Here is a 16,619-nt window from a genome sequence, read left to right on the forward strand (position 1 = left end):
TCATTAAGTTAAGAAGGAGTTCCCGCAGATTCAGAAAACCCGCAGATTGGGATCCGGAAAAAAATCTGTGGGTTATCTGAATCTGCGGGAACACATCATGAGAAGTGCCTTAACTTAATGACATTGATTGAACATTGAACATTGAACCATGAACATTGAATTGCCCGAACATCCGAACCCGTGGCAGACCGTCTCCACCCGCGAGACCTACTCGAACCCGTGGCTGCGTGTGCGCGAGGATCAGGTGATCAAGCCCAGCGGCGGGCCAGGAATCTATGGCGTGGTTGAATACAAGAACATCGCGGTCGGCGTGATCCCGCTGGATGACGCAGGCTTCACCTGGCTCGTGGGCCAGTGGCGTTACTGTCATGGCCGTTACGAGTGGGAAATCCCCGAAGGCGGCTGTCCAGCGGGTGAATCGCCTGCGGAGGCGGCCAGACGCGAACTTTTGGAGGAAACCGGCATCGTGGCCGAAAAAATCGAGCCACTGCTCACTGGCATCCAGCTTTCCAATTCCACCACGAACGAAGTTTGCGACATCTTCGTCGCCACCGGCCTGTCCCACACGGAAGCGCAGCCGGAAGACACGGAGGACCTCGAAGTGCTGCGCCTGCCGCTCAAAGAAGCGGTCCAGATGGCCCGCGATGGCCGGATTCGTGACAGTGTCAGCGTTTTGGCGCTGCTGGCGCTGGAGGCACGGCTGGGATGATCACTTCCCCTCCCCCGGAAACAGCAGCCAGCGGTCCGCGAGGATCGCGGTGATGTTCACGCAGTGGTCCGACTGCGCCTTGGCAGGAAACGCCAGCCGTACGGTCACCGAGGCCTTCGATCCCGGCAGCTTCAGCGCAGGCATGGGCGTCCCATCCGGCAGCTTGTGTGGCAGCGGCACGCCGATCATGTTGGCCAGGGCGATGCCGAGCACAGTGTTGCGCTCCACATAGCCGGTCACGTTGTGCAGACCGTCCGGGCTGCGCAGCTTCACCGCCAGCCAGCGCCAGCTCTCGCTGAGGATTTTGTCAGGCTCCAGCTTGGTGCGAGACGCTTGACTGAGCTTCTACACGCGCCTTGGAACTGCTTGGCGGGTGTTTTTGCCCGGCTTCTGCCCCCTCACGCGCTTCGCAGCGTGGCTCCCGCGTGGAACAGTCGCTTGAGGTTGTAGCTCAGTGTCACGAGGGTCCATTCCAACGCCACTTTCGCCTCGCCGCGCAGGCTGAACATCCGAAAGCCCATCGCCGCTTTGATGATCCCAAACACCGGTTCGACAGTCTGTTTGCGCTGCGCGTAGAGTTCCTTCCCCGCCTTCGTCTCGAGCCGGTGCTCCATCTTTTCTTTGTGCGTGGCTGTTGCTGGCGGTTCGGCGGGTTCGGCGGGTTCTGCGCGCTGCTCAAGCTGCGCGACGCTGCGTCCATGCCGGTGCCGCTTGGTGGCGACGAGCGTTTATTGGGCGCTGCCGGTGCCACGGGTGCAACGGTTTTGCTAAGTCCGACAGGCTGCTAGCGCAATCGCACTCCAAAAAGCAGTGTTCTGCCTCAACACGACCGCAAACAGACTTGCCACGAGTCTGCCTGCCGTCTCTTATGACGGAATGTGCCGACACATCCTTCTTGCCTTTGCATTCGCGGTTTCAGTTTCCGCCAAAGACATCCTCGTCGCTGACACCACAGCCTTCGCCGATGTCGCCAAAGCCGTCGCAGCAGGCGACACACTGATCCTCCAAGACGGCACCTGGGCCGATGCGATGCTGAAGATTCATGCGGAAGGCACGGCGGAGAAGCCGGTGACGATCAAGGCGCAGACGCCGGGCAAGGTGGTGTTCACGGGCGGCTCCCGTCTCTCGCTGGCCGGAGCGCACATCGTCGTGGACGGGCTGTGGTTTCAGAATCCGACGGGCGAAGAAGCCATTGAACTGCGCATCGACTCGGATGAACTCGCCAACGACTGCCGCATCACCAACTGCGCGGTGACGAACGATTTACCGGCACCCAAGGCCAAAACGTCCGCACGTTTTGTTTCGATCTATGGTTCACGCAATCGCATCGACCATTGCTACATCGCGGGCAAGACCACGGAAGGCACCACGCTCGTCGTGTGGCTCTCGGAAGAGGTGCAGGGGCATGGCAAACATCAAATGGATCACAACCACTTCGGTCCACGTGAGAGACTCGGCAAGAACGGCGGCGAAACGATCCGCCTCGGCGACAGCAAGACCTCCATGCAAACCGCCGCCTGCCTTGTGGAGCACAATCTCTTCGAGAAGTGCGATGGCGAGGGCGAATGCATCTCCAACAAGTCCTGCGGCAACATTTATCGTAACAACGTCTTCAAAGCCGTCTCAGGCACGCTGACCCTGCGCCACGGCAATGCCTGCCGTATCGAAAACAACGTCTTCCTCGGCGAAGGTGCCAATGGCACGGGCGGCATTCGCCTCATTGGTGAAGATCACATTGTCACCGGCAATTATCTCGAAAACCTCACCGGCGACGGATACCGCACTGCCATCTGCTTCATGCTCGGCATCCCAAACTCCAAGCCCAACGGCTACTTCCAAGTCAAACGGGCCAAGGTCACCAACAACACACTCGTCAACTGCGAGCACAACATCCACATCGGCATGAGCGGCGACAAAAAGGCCACTCTGCCGCCGGTGGAGACCGAAATCAGCGGCAATGCCATCCAAACCAGCAAAGGTGAAGCCTTTGAGATCAAGTGCGCGGTCGATGGCGTGACGATGAAGGACAATAAAACAGGCAAAGAACTGTCCGAAGCCTACAAGCTCCCCGCGCCTGAACCAGTGGGACCAGCTTGGAAAAAGTAGCTTCGATTGGCAGTCGAAGCCGAACCCATCCAATCATTCGACTGCCAGTCGAATCTACCCAAAACCCCATGCGCACCAACGTCCTCGGAACCGCCCTCACCTGCTGCTGTCGCCAACCCATGACCGGGTTCTACCGCGACGGCTACTGCCGCACCGGTCCCGGTGATGTCGGTCTGCACACCGTCTGCATCGAAGCCACCGCCGACTTCCTGCGTTTCTCCGCCGCACGCGGCAACGATCTCTCCACGCCCATGCCCGAATGGGACTTCCCCGGCCTGGAACCCGGCGACCGCTGGTGCCTCTGCGTCACGCGCTGGAAGGAAGCGCTCGATGCCGGTATCGCACCGCCCATCTGCCTCTCCGCCAGCCACGAATCCGCTCTGGAGTGGGTCGATCTCGACGACCTGAAAGCTCACGCCCTCGATGATCCGGGTGGGGTCACCGAGTAATCCGGCGTGTTACGCCCAAACAAAATGCGCAGCTTGTCTCGGATGATTTCAAACGAGCGGCGGATGACGCGGAACATGCGCGGCAGCACCAGCCAGAGCACAATGATCACGGCAGTGAAGATGCACAGCGCGATGATGGGTTTCAATACCATGATCAGCGTGCCCGCCACCACCACAATGTCTTCGGCAATGCTGAGCGCGATGTTGGAAGCAGGTTCCGGCGAATGATTCGCCAGCAGCCGCGTGCCGGCTTTGGCACTGTGAGTCGTCAACGCAGCACCACCGGCGAGCAAGGCGGCCACGACTTCGAGATGCGCGGGCATTTCGCCCAGCGCCTGCATGGCGAGCAGTGTTCCGCCCACCGGACGAATGAGCGTGTGGATGCTGTCCCACAGCGAATCGAGCCATGGCACTTTGTCCGCCACGAACTCGATGGCATACAGCACACCAGCGGCGATGAGCACCCAGTCGTGCCCCAGCACTTCGATGGTCTGATATTTCGCGGCCAGATGCAGCACGTCAAAGCGCACTAGCAGGCCGGTGAGAAACACCGTGAGGTAAAGATTCAGGCCTGCGAGCGTTGCCAGTCCGAGCCCGAGGCCAAGCTGTTCGAGGATTTGCATGCACGGCCTATACCATGAGTGGCTCATTTGGTCGATGAACAAGTTCGGGGGCATTTTGGAACCGAACGATGACCAACGTATGAGGTCAGCCCCTCACCCCTGCCCTCTCCCCGAAGACAATCGTGGAGTTTTATTCATCAAGGGCGGGGAGAGGGAGAAAAGCGTACTCCCTCGCCCCGCCGAGGATGGACAGTTGGTCTGGAGCATATGCGGGGAGAGGGCTGGGGTGAGGGGCAATTATCCAACACCGCCAGCGATTCTCAACCGTCACCGGCTCGCCAAGAACTCCCGCACCTGCTGCGCCAGCGCCTTGCTGATGCCACGCACGGCAGCGATTTCATCTTCACTGGCTTTGCGCAGCCGTGTGACAGAGCCGAAAGCCTTCAGCAACGCCGCCTTGCGTGCTTTGCTGACACCTGGGCAGTCATCCAGAATGCTCTCGGCCACACGACGACCGAGCAGGAGCTGATGGTAGCCATTCGCCCATCGATGTGCTTCATCCCGGATGCGTTGCAGCAGCTTCAAGGCACCACGCTCATGCGGAATGATGACGGGATGGCTTTCTCCGGGGCGGTAAACTTCCTCGTGCTCCTTCGCGAGACCGATGATCGGCAGGTCATGCAATCCCAGCCGCTGCAACTCCGTCACCGCGACACCAAGCTGCCCCTTGCCACCATCCACGATGACGAGATCAGGCAGTGTCACAAATTTCGGATTCGCTGCCAGTCGCTTGAGCGCATCAGCAGGCGCTTCTTGTGAAAACTCGGCGTCATCACCTGCCGCAGCTTTGCCTTCGAGCAAAATGCGCGAAAAGCGCCGGCGAATGACCTCGGCCATGCTGACGAAGTCGTTCTGACCGCTCACGGTCTTGATCCGATAGCGCCGGTAGTTGCTGTTGTCCGGCACGCCGTTCTTGAACCGCACCATGCTGGCCACGCAGTGCGCGGTGCCGATGTTGGCGATGTCAAAGCACTCCATGACGAGCGGCGCATGCTCCAGATGCAGCAGTTCCTTCAATTCCTGCACATCCGCCATCGGGTCGATGCTGCGAATGACCCGCGCCCGCGCCCCGCGCTCGAAGGTGCGCGAGGGAATGAGCGTCTTCTTGAAATCCTCGACCATGTCCCGCAGTTCGGCGGCTTTTTCAAAGTCGAGCCGTGCGGCAGCATGCTGCATCTCTTCTTCCAAGGCGGTGACGAGGTCTTTGCTCTTGCCATCGAGAAACTCGCAGGCCTGCTCGACACGCTTTTTATAGTCCTCCTGCGAGATGCGGGCGATGCACGGTGCGGAGCAGTTTTTGATGATGTCGTTGGAACAGTGCTTGTAGTCCGCCTCGCCAGGCTTCAGCGGGCGGCAGACGCGCAGGCCGAATTTTTTGTTCAGCCAGTTCAGCGTCGTGCGTAGCGCCATGCCGTGCGGAAAGGGACCGAAGTAACGGGCACCATCCTCTTTCTTGAGCCGGGTGGTGGAGAGCCGGGGAATAGCATCGCCCAAGTGAACGCGCACAAGGAAGAAGCGTTTGTCATCGCGGAAACTGACGTTGTAGCGCGGACGGAACTCTTTGATGAGCTTACTTTCGAGCACCAGCGCCTCGGTGTCGTTGCGCACATGCTGGAGGTCGAAATCCCAGATGCTGGCGATGAGGGCGCGCGTTTTGCGGTCGGCGAGTTGAGAGCGGGCGGGGGTGAAGTAGTTCGCGAGGCGTTTGCGCAGATCACGCGCCTTGCCGACGTAGATCACATTGTTCAGCCGGTCGCGCATGATGTACACGCCCGGCGTGTGCGGCACATCGCGGAGTTTGGCTTGGAGGTCGGGCTTGGCTCGTGAATCGGGCATGCAGGAGGATTACGCGGCCACCACCCGCCACGGATGAACCGGTTCAGAGATGCCCTTCAACTGCATCGGTGGCATCGGTTCCGCCTGAATCAACTCCTGAGCTTCTGCATACGTCTCCGCGTCCATCACGATCTCGCCCGCCTGGGCGATGCTGCACAGCCGCGAGGCCAGGTTCACGCGATGACCAAGCACCGTGTAGCTCAAGCGCTGATCCGACCCCATGCAGCCCGCCACCACCGAACCGGTGGCAAGACCAATGCCGACCTCCAGCGAGTGTTTGGAGGTCTGATTCAAATGGCGGCGCACCTGCAGCATGCGCAGCGCGCACTGCACGGCATGGGCGGCATCGGCACCAGTGCTGACGGGAGCACCAAACAACACCATGATCAGATCGCCGACGAATTTATCGACGATGCCGCCGTGTTCATAGGCCACCTCCGTGAGCGCGGTCATGTGCTCGTTGAGCAGTTCGATCACCTCGGCGGGTGGCATGTTCTCGGTGATCGCGGTGAAACCCCGGATGTCGCAGAACAGCATCGTCACATGGCGGAGTTCACCCCCGAGGCCGCTGCTTTGCTCGATCAACTGCTGCGCCACGGTGCGGTCGGCCACGGCATTGAGCACGCTGCGGTATTTCTCCTGCAACGCGAGACCTGCGGCCATTTCGTTGAAGGAGGCGGCCAGTTTGCCAAGCTCATCCTGCCGACGCACTCGCACCCGCACATCGAAGTTGCCTTGCTCGATCTGGTGCGTGCCGCTGACAATGTCACTGATCGGCCCGGAGAGTCCGCGTGAGATGTAAAGCACCACCAGCAGCGCGATGAGCAGCGCCACAAAGCCCAGACCGCCGACATCACGCCGCAGTTCGTTCAATTCATGGTCCAGCGCATTGAGCGGATACAAATTCACCTGCGCTGCGAGCGGAAAAGGCGAGCCGGGATTCAGCACACGATAAAAAATCTGATGCCTCACGCCGTTGATCGGCACGGTGATCTCGCGCTGCGACTTGCCGGAATGCTGGATCGATGCGGCGATGTCCTTCTCGATGATTGCCGCGATGTCCTTGGGAATCGTGGTGCTGACCAGCGCATCCTCCACCCAGACGCCGCTCATGATCTCGCCCAAGTCGGATTTCTTCGACTGTTCATACAGCAGGCGCTCCGCCAGCACTGGCAAGGGCAGACCAAACAGGAAGGCACCGAGAAACTTACCGTTCTTCTCATCCCGCAGCGGTGTGATGAACACCTCACGCACCTGCTCGCTGCGATTGTTCTCGCCGTATTCGACACGGAGATAGCCGACTTCCTGCTCTTTGAGAATATCCTCCAGCTTGCGACCGCTGAGCCATTGCATTCTGCCGCCACGGCGCCGCATTTCACCGCTGTCACCGGCCTCCATCAGCTCGGGAGCCATCACTTTGAATCCGCCAGATGCTTTGTCCCCCGGACCGTTTTTTTTGGCCGCAGTGAGGAAATTTCCATCGATGTCGATCAATCCGATGAACGGCAACTGACCGGGCGAAAGCCGTGGCACGAACTTGGCCGCGTTGGAGCGGTCTTTGTCATCGCCATTGCCGCGCTGGCCAAAAGGCTGCGGCGGACGCTGCGTTCCGCCCACGTTAAGCCGTATCGGGCCACCACTGCTGGGTAATTCGCTCTGCAAGCGCTCCACGGCCAAGGCTTCGAGCTGCGGGCGCATGATCTGCGCGGCGGCTCCATAGTCTTTTTTGGCAATCGCCTCCAGCACCTCGGGCTCCTTCGCGATTTTGCCGAGCACGGTGGAAAGCGCCTCAGAACGCTTCTTTTTCGCCGCCGTGAAGGTGTTGATTTGGGATTCGAACTGCTCCTCAAACAGCCTGCGGTAAGCCGCCATGAACTTCCACTCCGCCAGCACCAGCGTGGCGATGGTGATGCCCGCGACGACGGGAAACACGGTGAGAATGAGCCGGGCGCGAAAACTGGAGAACCACTTCATGTGAGAATGTCACAGACGTGACGCGGAATGAACACCGCGTCGAGACGAATGGTTGCTCAGCGCACCCGTTTCATCGTGAAAGTGCCACGATCCATCGCGCTCTCGTAGCAGGCGTTGAAGTTGTCGCCCTTAACCGTGCCCTCATAATGATACACGCCGCCGACCCAATTCGGCATCTGATGATCGCCTTTGAAAGTGTAGGCACCGTTTTTTTGCTTCACGACTTGCTGCGTCGTTTTGAAGGCCGCGCTCAAAATGCTGTGCCAGGTGCAGTGGTAGAAGAACTGAAACGCCTGGCCCTCCGGCGCGCGAGCCCCCATAGGGTGCTCCTTGAGCATCGGCTGGATGACCGCGCGCAGTTTTCCCGTGTGACCACTCGCCGTGCTCAGCCAGGTGCCCTCCCATTTGCCACTCACGCCAGCATTCGATGCCGGTGCCTTCCACGCCGAACGAAATGACATTCCGCACGAAGGTAGCAGCATCAAAACGAGCGTGAGACAGGCGAATCGGAGTGGCGGGGGAAGGTTCATGAGGTTCTATCTCACGAACGCCGCCAAACCGCTCGTTTTTTCGTTCGCCATGGGGCATTCTCCCACTTGCCCCGGTTCATATCCGCGATACTTACCCGCGAACCCTAACCCACCCAAACCACCATGGCCCACACCCTCGCCCCCCTGCCCTACCCGTCCAACGCACTGGAACCCCACATCGACCAGCAGACGATGGAGATCCATCACGGCAAGCACCACAACGCTTACGTCACCAATTTGAACAACGCCCTCGCTGGCAATGCGGAACTCGAAGGCAAGTCCATCGAAGACCTCTGCAAGGACATCGCCAGCGTGCCTGAGGCCATCCGGGGTCCGGTGCGCAACAACGGCGGCGGTCACTTCAACCACACGCTGTTCTGGAACATCATGGGCCCCAACGCTGGCGGCGCTCCCACCGGCGCTCTCGGTGAGGCCATCACGGCCACCTTCGCTAGCTTTGATGCCTTCAAAGAAGCTTTCGCCAAAGCTGGTGTGACCCGCTTCGGCTCCGGCTGGGCTTGGCTCGTCGTCAAAGACGGCAAGCTCGCCATCACCTCGACGCCGAACCAGGACAACCCGCTTATGGACAACAGCGGCACCCCGATCCTCGGCTGCGATGTCTGGGAACACGCCTACTACCTCAAATATCAGAACAAGCGCCCCGATTACATCGCCGCGTGGTGGAACGCCGTGAACTGGTCCGCTGTCGCTACCAACTACGCCAAGGCGCTCGGCTGATTCCCGCTTCCTGACGATCTTCGTCACTCCACAAAGCGCGGAACGGCCACCCCGTCCCGCGCTTTGTCGCTTTAAGACACTCCCCATGGCACTCGTCCTCCACAAACTCCGCAGCGGCCTGATCTACTCGCAGGCCTTCGCGGAGTATCTGGAGTCGAAGCACAACATCGAGCACTTCGGCCATCCGGCTGACGTGCTGCACCTCGACTATGTCCGTTGCAGCCAGGGCGACCTCGCCGGGCAGGAATGGTGGCAGATCGCCTGGATCAGCGGCATGCAGGCCCCCACGGAGCACCGCCATCAAATCGGCGACGTGGAAGTCTGCATTCTCCGCCAGGCCATGCGCGGCCTCAAAAACCGCCTGCTGCACTTCGATGGGCAGAACGTGGTGGTGAAGAAATGACGGGCCTACGGAACACACGGAATTCACGGAAAGAATTCAGATTGAATTTGTTCTCATATCCGGGTGTTCCGTGTATTCCGTAGGCCATTCAAAAAATGCCAACTCTAGCCGACATCGGAGAAGACCAGCTCATCCGCAGACTCATGCGCGGCGTGAAGCTCGACCGCGATGTCATCGCCGGTGCCGGTGACGACTGCGCCGTCGTCCGCAGCACGAAACACGAGCACACGCTGCTCAAGACCGACGCGCTGGTGCAGGACGTGCATTTCACGCTCGACACACCACCACGGCTCATCGGCCGCAAGGCCATCGCCCGCGTCGTCAGCGACTTCGCGGCCATGGGCGGCACGCCACGGCATGCCATGATCACGTTGGTCGCCCCGCCGAGCATGGAGGTAAAATTCCTCACCGGCATCTACAGTGGCATGCGGGCCATTTCCAAGCAGTACGGCATCAACATCGTCGGCGGCGAGACCTCCCGTGGCCTCATGCTCATGCTCTCCATCGCCATGAGCGGCACCGTGCCTTCCAAGCGCTGGCTCTCCCGCAGCCAAGGCAGGAATGGAGACGCGCTGCTCGTCACCGGCCGACTCGGCGGCTCGATCAAAGGACGGCACCTCAAATTCGAGCCACGCCTCGCTGAAGGCCGCTGGCTCTCCCAGCACGCACGCCCGCACGCCATCATGGACCTCAGCGATGGCCTCGCCAAAGACCTGCCGCGTCTCGCCGAAGCCAGCGGCCTCGATTTCAGCATTGATCCCGCCGCACTGCCCCGCAACCGCGGCTGCACCCCCGCGCAAGCCTGGGGCGATGGCGAAGACTACGAGCTGCTCATCGCCGTGCGCCCCAGCTCCGTGAAAACCCTGCTCAAACGTTGGCGCGCGCAGTTCCCCACACTGCCACTCACCGTCATCGGCCACTTCACCAAGCTCGGCAAAGGCCACCGCCCCAGCTTCACCAGCACCGGCTGGGATCACTTTGCCCTCAGCGCTGACGCATGAGCACATCGCAGTTGCCACTGGCCTGATAAGCACCATCTTTGCCCACCATGATCACCCTCGCTGAAGCCGCAGAGCCTGTCGTGCTCACTTATGAACAAGAAAGAGGCAAACCCATGCCCAGCCGACTCCATTCCACGGTTCAGTCCAACCTGATTGTTGAATTCGCCAAGATTGGCGCTTACCGCGTCCAGAGCGAACTCTCGCTCGAACTCGACGGCAAAAAATGGACGCCCGACATCTGCCTTTACGCCAGACAGCCACAGGACTGGCTGCATGATGAAATTCTCGTCAAAGAAGCACCGCTGCTTGCCATCGAAATCTTCTCCCCCAGCCAGCATGGCGGCGAACTCATGGACAAAGTCCACGCCTACCTCGCTGCGGGCGTGAAGTCCGTCTGGCTCGTCAGCCCCATGATGCGCAGCGTCGCCATTTACCATCTGGGAGACACTGCTGCCCGCAGCTTCGGCGGCGGCAAGATCACCGATTCTGCTCTCGACATCGAGGTTGAATACGACGCGGTCTTTGCGTGACAACGCTCCACACCGCTGATGCCGCCCACGCTTGGGGCATGCAACTCGCACCGACACTCGCCGCAGGTGATGTCGTCGCTCTCTGCGGCAATCTCGGCGCTGGAAAAACGCACATCACGCGCGGCATCGTCGCTGGCATGGCATCGCAGGCTGCGGTGACGAGCCCCACCTTCACCCTGGTTCACGAATACCTCGATGGCCGCCTGCCCGTCTTCCATTTCGACTTCTACCGCATGGAATCCGCCGCCGAAGTCATCGGCATCGGCTGGGACGAGTTCCTCACCGAACCCGGCGTCATCATCGTCGAGTGGGCCGACATGTTTCCCGATTTGATGCCGCCGAACACGCGCTGGTTTCACATCGAAGCCTTGCCGGATGGCTCACGGCATGTCACGGAAGGACCGCACACGAAATGACCGGCACTCTCCTCGCCCTCGATCTCTCCACCGCTCATGGCAGCATCGCTGTTGTGCGTGGCGATGACGTGCTGTTCCAGTCCTCGTTTCAATCCGAGCGCTCTCACAACGCCCAAGTCTTCGCGCCGCTGCGTGACGCTCTCGCTGCCGCTGGCGATCAACTGACCGGCATCGTCATCGGCAACGGCCCCGGCTCCTACACCGGCGTCCGCATCGCCATCGCCGCCGCGCAGGGCATCGCGCTGTCGCGAAACGTCTGGTGCATCGGCTGGTCATCGCTCACAGCCCCCGACATCGACGCACCGGCGGATTACAACATCATCGGCGACGCCCGCCGTCAGAGCTTCTACCTCGCCCAGGTCCAAAACGGTCGCCTCCAGTCCAATCTCGAGATCGTTTCAGCCGAAACCGCCCGTGAACGCACCGCTGCGGGTCTCTGGCTCACCTTCGATCCCAAACCGCCGCTCAATCTGCCGAATCTCGTTCTCGCCAAACCCAGCGCCACACGTCTCGCTCAAGCAGCGCAGTCGTTGAACCCTGATGAACTCGCCGAACTCATCACCCAGCCATTGATTCCGCACTATCTCGCCGAGGCATTCATCACGCTGCCCAAGAAGCCTTAACAACGGCAAGAACCCCGCCCCCAGCTCGTTCCTTCCGCCCCTTCGTATGCCCAACTGCAAAAACCTCGTCGTCGTACTCGCCATCGTCGCTCCATTGGCCTTGATCGCTGCCAAGCCGGACAAACCGAAGAAAGACAAAGGCCCGTTCGTCGCGGCAAAACCAGCGTTCACGGCCAATCCGAAGACGCCCGCGTTTGATGCGAGCAAGGTGAAGCCCGATCATCTCGAACCGAGCGCGTTCAAAGTGCCCGAGGGTCTTGAAATCACCGTGTGGGCCACCTCGCCGCAGTTGTTCAATCCGGCGAACATGGACATCGACCACGCGGGCCGCGTGTGGGTCACGGAAGGCGTCAATTACCGCCGTCACAGCGGTCGCAGCCGTGAAGGCGACTGTGTGCGCGTGTTGCAGGACACCGATGGCGATGGCAAATGCGACAGCAGCCACGTCTTCGTGCGTGAGAAGGAACTAGAGTGCCCGCTCGGTGTCGCCGTATTCGACAATGTCATCTTTGTCTCCAACACGCCGAACATCATCAAGTACACCGATGTGAACCGCGATTTGAAGTTCGATCCGGCGGTGGATCAGCGCGAGGTCTTCCTGACCGGCTTTGAGCAGCCGCAGCACGACCACAGCCTGCACAGCGTCTATGCCGGCCCCGATGGCCGTTTGTATTTCAGTAATGGCAACTGCGGCGCGCAGTTCAGCGACAAGAGCGGCAACACCTTCCGCATCGGCGGCGCTTACTTGAACAATCCGTACGCTGGTGAAAAGAGCGATGACGGTCACGTCTATGTCGGCGGTTTCACCGCCAGCATCGACCCCAGCGGCCACAAGGCGCGCATCCTCGGCTACAACTACCGCAACAGCTACGAAGGCGTGCGCACGTCCTTCGGCGACATGTTCCAAAACGACAACGACGACCCGCCCGCCTGCCGCGTGAGCCATCTCATTGAAGGCGGCAGCTTTGGCTTCTTCTCCCGCGACGGCAAACGTCAGTGGCGTGCCGACAAGCGCCCAGGCCAGAGCATTCCCGAGGCCGAGTGGCGCATGGACGACCCCGGCAGCATCCCGCCCGGCGATGTCTATGGCGGCGGTGCGCCCACCGGCATGTGCTTCTATGAAAACGGCGCTCTCGGCGACAAATGGAACGGCCTGCTGCTGAGTTGCGAAACCGGACGCAATGTCGTCTTCGGTTATCTGCCGAAACCCGATGGCGCAGGCTTCAAGCTCGAGCGCTTCGACTTCTGCACCACCAACACCACCGGCGTCTTCAAAGGCAGCGACTTCGTCGGTGGTGCCAACAACCTCTCCGATGATCGCCACACGCTGTTTCGTCCCTCCGATGTCACCGTCGGCCCTGATGGCGCCATTTACATCAGTGACTGGTTCGACAAACGCACCGGCGGCCATCAAGACACCGATGAAACCTGCAGCGGCACGATTTACCGCATCGCGCCAAAAGGTTTCAAATCGCACGTCCCAGGTCTCCAATTGGACACCGTCGAAGGCCAGATCGCCGCGCTGCAATCTCCAGCTACGAACATCCGCCATGTCGCCTTCACCCGTTTGAAGGGAGCTGGTGAAGCCGTCCTGCCGCAGGTCATGCAACTGCGCGACAATGCGAATCCCTACCTCGCCTCACGCGCGGTGTGGCTCGCTGCTCAACTTGGCGAAAAAGGTCTCATCGCTACACGCACTTGGCTTGAATCCGACGACGCCACCAAACGCCTGGTCGCGCTGCGCGCCATCCGAGCTGCCACCGACGATGGCATCGACATCATCGCCAACATGGTCACCGACTTGTCGCCGATGGTTCGCCGTGAGGCCGCCGTGGCCCTGCGTGATGTTCCCGCAAAACAAAGTGTCCCGCTGCTCGCCAGTCTCGCGCGTCACATTGACGGCAGCGATCGCTCCCAGCTCGAAGCCTGGGGCATTGGCTGCGCTGGCAAAGAAGAATTGGTCTGGAGCGTCCTCAAATCCGCGGGCGACTGGAGCGAAGGCTTTGCCCACCTCACCTGGCGTCTCCATCCCGCCGCCGCCGTGCCCGAGCTGCAACAGCGTGCCACCAGCGACAAACTCACACCCGCCCAGCGCAAACTCGCGCTCGACACTCTCGCCTTCATCCCTGAAGCCACCGCTGCCAAGGCCGTGCTCGCCATCGCCAAAGACAAGGCCTCTCCGATTCACGCCGACGCCATGTGGTGGCTCATCAAACGCAGCACCGACGAGTGGAGCACCTTCGGCATCGCCGAGGAACTCAAGAAGGAAGGCATCTTCGATCCTGAGAGCGCCCAGCTCGTCGCCATCGTCACGCCGCCCACCATTCCCAGCACCGTGAAGCTCGACGACGTGCTCAAATTGAAAGGCAATGTGCAAAACGGCGCTCAACTCGTCACCCGCTGCGTCATGTGCCATCAGATCAACGGCCAAGGCGTCGAGTTCGGCCCCGCCCTCGACGGCTGGGGCCTCAGCCAGCCGAGCGAGATCATTGCGCAGTCCTTGATCGACCCCAGCAAAGACATCGCCCACGGCTACGATGGCGTGGAACTCATCCTCAAAGACAGCACCATCATCCACGGCATGCTGTTGACCGAAGGCGACATCATGATCGTCCGCAGCATGGGCGGCGTGAACCAGTTCGTGCCGAAGTCACGCATCAAGACCCGCAGCAAACTCACCCGCAGCATGATGCTCAGCGCCACGCAGCTCGGCATGAGCGCGCAGGATGTGGCGGACATCGTGGCGTATTTGCGGAGCGGCAGATGATGGGTGGAATGGAAGGCTGCGAAGCCTGAGACTCATCCTTCCCGTTCTTCCCATCTGGACGCCCAGTGCTCATGACAGCTCAAAACGCCCAACGATACGGAGCATTGTGGATCAGCTTGCTCTTCGGATACGCCGAGATGCGCACCTGATTCTGCGAATTTCCGCTGAGCAGCCACACATTCGTCGCATCCATGGCATGCAAGAAGCCGATGTGGCCGCTGTTGGCTTGATCGGTGGTGAGCGGCTGCAAAATGCAGATGGCACCATACGTCGCGGCCACGGGACGGCCCCAGCTCCACCAATCGGAAACTTTGGCACTGCCCTTGGGCTGGTAGCCTGAGCGCAGCACGCACCAGTTTACGAAGGCGGCACACCAGGCTGTTTCGTCATGCAACAGATTGCCACTGATGCCGCAGCTCTTCAGGTATTCGAGGATGCGCGGGTTATCGCCGCTCGCCCACTCCTGCACGCCCTGCTCCATGATGGCGATCTGCATCCACGGCGGCGGTGCGGCAAAGCTTGTGGGTGCAGTCGCCACAGTTTCCGGCGGCAGACCGGTCACCACACCACTGACATTCACGATCTGCCCTGGGAACAGCACCTTCCAGTTTCCCGATCCCCACTCGACCAGACCAGGATTCATCTTCTGGAACTGCGCCAAGGTCATGCCGAAGGATTTCGCGATCTTGGAGGGATTGTCGCCGGGTTGAACAGTGTATTGAGCCATGAACCCATTTTGAGCACCCAGGCCGCAAAAAGCCAATCTCATTTCAATCAGCCGCGCTTTTTGGCATTGCCACCTCGTTGCCAGCCAGTCAGAATCCGCGCGCATGAAATTCATCCCAACCGCACTCGTCACCTTCCTCCTCATCACCGCCACCGTTCAGGCGCAGACTCCGGCTCCCGTCACCAAGCCGGCTGCCCCTGCGGTCGTCATGCCACCGCAACCACCAGACGTGGCAGCGGAGAAGTATGGCAAAGACGGCAAGATCAACCCCGGCTTCATCGCTTCGCATGAAAAGTTCGTCAGCATCGCGAAGGAAGGCAAAGCTCAACTCGTGTTCCTCGGCGACTCGATCACCGCCGGCTGGGGCAGCAAGAAAGACATCTGGGACAAGGCATTTGGTGCCTACACACCCGCAAACTTCGGCATCGGCGGCGACCGCACGCAGCATGTGCTGTGGCGCATTCAGAATGGCGAACTCGACGGCATCAAGCCCAAGGCGGTCGTTATCATGATCGGCACGAACAACTCCGGTCAGGATCCCGCCGAAGGCATCGCCAAGGGTGTCACCGCCATCGTCGAAACCGTTCGTGCCAAGCAGCCGCAGGCGAAAATCCTGCTACTCGCTGTCTTTCCGCGCGGTGAAAAGGCCAGCACACCTGAAAAGGCGAATCCTGGCCGTGACAAGCTCAAGCAGGTCAACGCCATCATCGCCAAGCTCGACGACGGCAAAAACATCCACTTCCTCGACATCGGCGACAAGTTTCTGCAGCCCGACGGCAGCCTCACCAAGGAGATCATGCCCGACTTCCTGCATCTCTCCGCCGCTGGTTATCAGATCTGGGCCGACGCGATCGGTCCAAAGCTCGCGGAGTTGATGAAATAGTCGCGTGCCTCCAGGCATGACTTCGCGCTTGTTTCACAGGGGGCTGCGGCTAGCATCAGCCGCAGCTTTTCCACCCCCTTTTTTCCAAGAGTGAAACCCGGTCTCGTTCTCGCCTACGCATTCGTTTTCGCGGGAATTGTTATGCCTACCCCGGCAGCGGAAAAGCGCCTGGATGATCCGGGCGCGAGCCAGGAGATCGCCCTGCTACGCATGGGTTATGATCGCAGCCTGATCGAAGCCAGCCTCGCTCCAGTCAAACAGCAGATCACCACGCTCTCCGCCCTGGAACGCCAGTTCGCCGACA

Annotated in this window: 18 protein-coding genes and 1 pseudogene; 12 read left to right on the forward strand and 7 right to left on the reverse strand. The window is 60.4% G+C overall.

Annotated elements, in window-relative coordinates; translation table 11 throughout:
• Window positions 1–148: 148 nt before the first annotated feature.
• Window positions 149–709 carry an NUDIX domain-containing protein gene (locus ACKVY0_RS05390; protein ID WP_409213766.1) on the forward strand — a complete coding sequence of 187 codons (561 nt, stop codon included), beginning with the start codon at window positions 149–151 and terminating at the stop codon, window positions 707–709.
• Here the strand turns inward: ACKVY0_RS05390 and ACKVY0_RS05395 are convergent, their stop codons facing one another.
• Both ACKVY0_RS05395 and ACKVY0_RS05400 read right to left on the reverse strand, forming a co-directional pair.
• Window positions 710–982: a hypothetical protein gene (locus tag ACKVY0_RS05395; RefSeq protein WP_409213767.1), complete on the reverse strand. Its 273-nt coding sequence runs from the start codon at window positions 980–982 to the stop codon at window positions 710–712.
• A 125-nt stretch (window positions 983–1,107) separates the two neighbouring features.
• Window positions 1,108–1,428: pseudogene (locus ACKVY0_RS05400) on the reverse strand (transposase); the annotation flags it as partial.
• 157 nt (window positions 1,429–1,585) lie between these two features.
• Between ACKVY0_RS05400 and ACKVY0_RS05405 the strand changes: the two are divergent.
• Window positions 1,586–2,815, forward strand: a complete 1,230-nt coding sequence (locus ACKVY0_RS05405) for a polysaccharide lyase 6 family protein (protein ID WP_409213768.1) — start codon at window positions 1,586–1,588, stop codon at window positions 2,813–2,815.
• Between the two features lie 68 nt (window positions 2,816–2,883).
• Window positions 2,884–3,264, forward strand: a complete 381-nt coding sequence (locus ACKVY0_RS05410) for a DUF2237 family protein (RefSeq protein ID WP_409213769.1) — start codon at window positions 2,884–2,886, stop codon at window positions 3,262–3,264.
• Here ACKVY0_RS05410 and ACKVY0_RS05415 read toward each other — a convergent pair.
• The 4 genes from ACKVY0_RS05415 to ACKVY0_RS05430 form a co-directional block, all read right to left on the reverse strand.
• Window positions 3,228–3,887, reverse strand: a complete 660-nt coding sequence (locus tag ACKVY0_RS05415; protein WP_409213770.1) for a DUF4126 domain-containing protein — start codon at window positions 3,885–3,887, stop codon at window positions 3,228–3,230. The two genes, ACKVY0_RS05410 and ACKVY0_RS05415, sit on opposite strands and share 37 nt — an antisense overlap.
• 267 nt (window positions 3,888–4,154) lie before the next feature.
• Entirely contained in the window at window positions 4,155–5,723 is a 1,569-nt protein-coding gene (locus ACKVY0_RS05420; RefSeq protein ID WP_409213771.1) for an excinuclease ABC subunit UvrC, read from the reverse strand.
• 9 nt (window positions 5,724–5,732) lie between these two features.
• Window positions 5,733–7,697 carry an adenylate/guanylate cyclase domain-containing protein gene (locus tag ACKVY0_RS05425; protein ID WP_409213772.1) on the reverse strand — a complete coding sequence of 655 codons (1,965 nt, stop codon included), beginning with the start codon at window positions 7,695–7,697 and terminating at the stop codon, window positions 5,733–5,735.
• A 56-nt stretch (window positions 7,698–7,753) separates the two neighbouring features.
• The gene (locus tag ACKVY0_RS05430; RefSeq protein ID WP_409213773.1) at window positions 7,754–8,158 is read right to left on the reverse strand and encodes a hypothetical protein; all 405 of its coding nucleotides are present in this window, start codon (window positions 8,156–8,158) and stop codon (window positions 7,754–7,756) included.
• Between the two features lie 192 nt (window positions 8,159–8,350).
• Between ACKVY0_RS05430 and ACKVY0_RS05435 the strand changes: the two genes are divergently transcribed.
• The 7 genes from ACKVY0_RS05435 to ACKVY0_RS05465 all read left to right on the forward strand — a co-directional run bounded on the left by ACKVY0_RS05435 (window position 8,351) and on the right by ACKVY0_RS05465 (window position 14,705).
• On the forward strand, window positions 8,351–8,965 hold the full coding sequence (locus tag ACKVY0_RS05435; protein WP_409213774.1) for a superoxide dismutase: 615 nt from the start codon (window positions 8,351–8,353) through the stop codon (window positions 8,963–8,965).
• An 85-nt stretch (window positions 8,966–9,050) separates the two neighbouring features.
• On the forward strand, window positions 9,051–9,368 hold the full coding sequence (locus ACKVY0_RS05440; RefSeq protein WP_409213775.1) for a hypothetical protein: 318 nt from the start codon (window positions 9,051–9,053) through the stop codon (window positions 9,366–9,368).
• A gap of 95 nt (window positions 9,369–9,463) precedes the next feature.
• Window positions 9,464–10,369: a thiamine-phosphate kinase gene (locus ACKVY0_RS05445; protein WP_409213776.1), complete on the forward strand. Its 906-nt coding sequence runs from the start codon at window positions 9,464–9,466 to the stop codon at window positions 10,367–10,369.
• Between the two features lie 47 nt (window positions 10,370–10,416).
• A complete protein-coding gene (locus tag ACKVY0_RS05450) occupies window positions 10,417–10,899 on the forward strand; it encodes a Uma2 family endonuclease (protein WP_409213777.1) in 483 nt (160 codons plus the stop codon).
• A complete protein-coding gene (tsaE, locus tag ACKVY0_RS05455; RefSeq protein WP_409213778.1) occupies window positions 10,896–11,315 on the forward strand; it encodes a tRNA (adenosine(37)-N6)-threonylcarbamoyltransferase complex ATPase subunit type 1 TsaE in 420 nt (139 codons plus the stop codon). Before ACKVY0_RS05450 ends, tsaE begins: the two co-directional genes overlap by 4 nt.
• Window positions 11,312–11,938 (forward strand): tRNA (adenosine(37)-N6)-threonylcarbamoyltransferase complex dimerization subunit type 1 TsaB, encoded by a 627-nt coding sequence (tsaB, locus tag ACKVY0_RS05460; protein WP_409213779.1) that lies wholly within the window; start codon window positions 11,312–11,314, stop codon window positions 11,936–11,938. The genes tsaE and tsaB overlap by 4 nt, the downstream gene beginning before the upstream one ends.
• A gap of 46 nt (window positions 11,939–11,984) precedes the next feature.
• A complete protein-coding gene (locus ACKVY0_RS05465) occupies window positions 11,985–14,705 on the forward strand; it encodes a PVC-type heme-binding CxxCH protein (RefSeq protein ID WP_409213780.1) in 2,721 nt (906 codons plus the stop codon).
• Between the two features lie 79 nt (window positions 14,706–14,784).
• Here ACKVY0_RS05465 and ACKVY0_RS05470 read toward each other — a convergent pair whose 3' ends face one another.
• On the reverse strand, window positions 14,785–15,432 hold the full coding sequence (locus ACKVY0_RS05470; RefSeq protein ID WP_409213781.1) for a LysM peptidoglycan-binding domain-containing protein: 648 nt from the start codon (window positions 15,430–15,432) through the stop codon (window positions 14,785–14,787).
• Between the two features lie 103 nt (window positions 15,433–15,535).
• Between ACKVY0_RS05470 and ACKVY0_RS05475 the strand changes: the two genes are divergently transcribed.
• Window positions 15,536–16,315 (forward strand): platelet-activating factor acetylhydrolase IB subunit, encoded by a 780-nt coding sequence (locus ACKVY0_RS05475; RefSeq protein WP_409213782.1) that lies wholly within the window; start codon window positions 15,536–15,538, stop codon window positions 16,313–16,315.
• Between the two features lie 90 nt (window positions 16,316–16,405).
• Window positions 16,406–16,619 (forward strand): hypothetical protein (locus ACKVY0_RS05480; RefSeq protein WP_409213783.1); only part of this gene is annotated, 214 nt, incomplete at its 3' end.

It is taken from the genome of Prosthecobacter sp. (genome assembly GCF_046154365.1).
Classification (GTDB): domain Bacteria; phylum Verrucomicrobiota; class Verrucomicrobiia; order Verrucomicrobiales; family Verrucomicrobiaceae; genus Prosthecobacter.

Coding starts and splice junctions, on each gene's coding strand:
- ACKVY0_RS05390 (WP_409213766.1), top strand. CDS start 149: ATGAACATTGAATTGCCCGAACATCCGAACCCGTGGCAGACCGTCTCC.
- ACKVY0_RS05405 (WP_409213768.1), top strand. CDS start 1,586: ATGTGCCGACACATCCTTCTTGCCTTTGCATTCGCGGTTTCAGTTTCC.
- ACKVY0_RS05410 (WP_409213769.1), top strand. CDS start 2,884: ATGCGCACCAACGTCCTCGGAACCGCCCTCACCTGCTGCTGTCGCCAA.
- ACKVY0_RS05415 (WP_409213770.1), bottom strand. CDS start 3,887: ATGCAAATCCTCGAACAGCTTGGCCTCGGGCTCGGACTGGCAACGCTC.
- ACKVY0_RS05420 (WP_409213771.1), bottom strand. CDS start 5,723: ATGCCCGATTCACGAGCCAAGCCCGACCTCCAAGCCAAACTCCGCGAT.
- ACKVY0_RS05425 (WP_409213772.1), bottom strand. CDS start 7,697: ATGAAGTGGTTCTCCAGTTTTCGCGCCCGGCTCATTCTCACCGTGTTT.
- ACKVY0_RS05430 (WP_409213773.1), bottom strand. CDS start 8,158: ATGTCATTTCGTTCGGCGTGGAAGGCACCGGCATCGAATGCTGGCGTG.
- ACKVY0_RS05435 (WP_409213774.1), top strand. CDS start 8,351: ATGGCCCACACCCTCGCCCCCCTGCCCTACCCGTCCAACGCACTGGAA.
- ACKVY0_RS05440 (WP_409213775.1), top strand. CDS start 9,051: ATGGCACTCGTCCTCCACAAACTCCGCAGCGGCCTGATCTACTCGCAG.
- ACKVY0_RS05445 (WP_409213776.1), top strand. CDS start 9,464: ATGCCAACTCTAGCCGACATCGGAGAAGACCAGCTCATCCGCAGACTC.
- ACKVY0_RS05450 (WP_409213777.1), top strand. CDS start 10,417: ATGATCACCCTCGCTGAAGCCGCAGAGCCTGTCGTGCTCACTTATGAA.
- tsaB (WP_409213779.1), top strand. CDS start 11,312: ATGACCGGCACTCTCCTCGCCCTCGATCTCTCCACCGCTCATGGCAGC.
- ACKVY0_RS05465 (WP_409213780.1), top strand. CDS start 11,985: ATGCCCAACTGCAAAAACCTCGTCGTCGTACTCGCCATCGTCGCTCCA.
- ACKVY0_RS05470 (WP_409213781.1), bottom strand. CDS start 15,432: ATGGCTCAATACACTGTTCAACCCGGCGACAATCCCTCCAAGATCGCG.
- ACKVY0_RS05475 (WP_409213782.1), top strand. CDS start 15,536: ATGAAATTCATCCCAACCGCACTCGTCACCTTCCTCCTCATCACCGCC.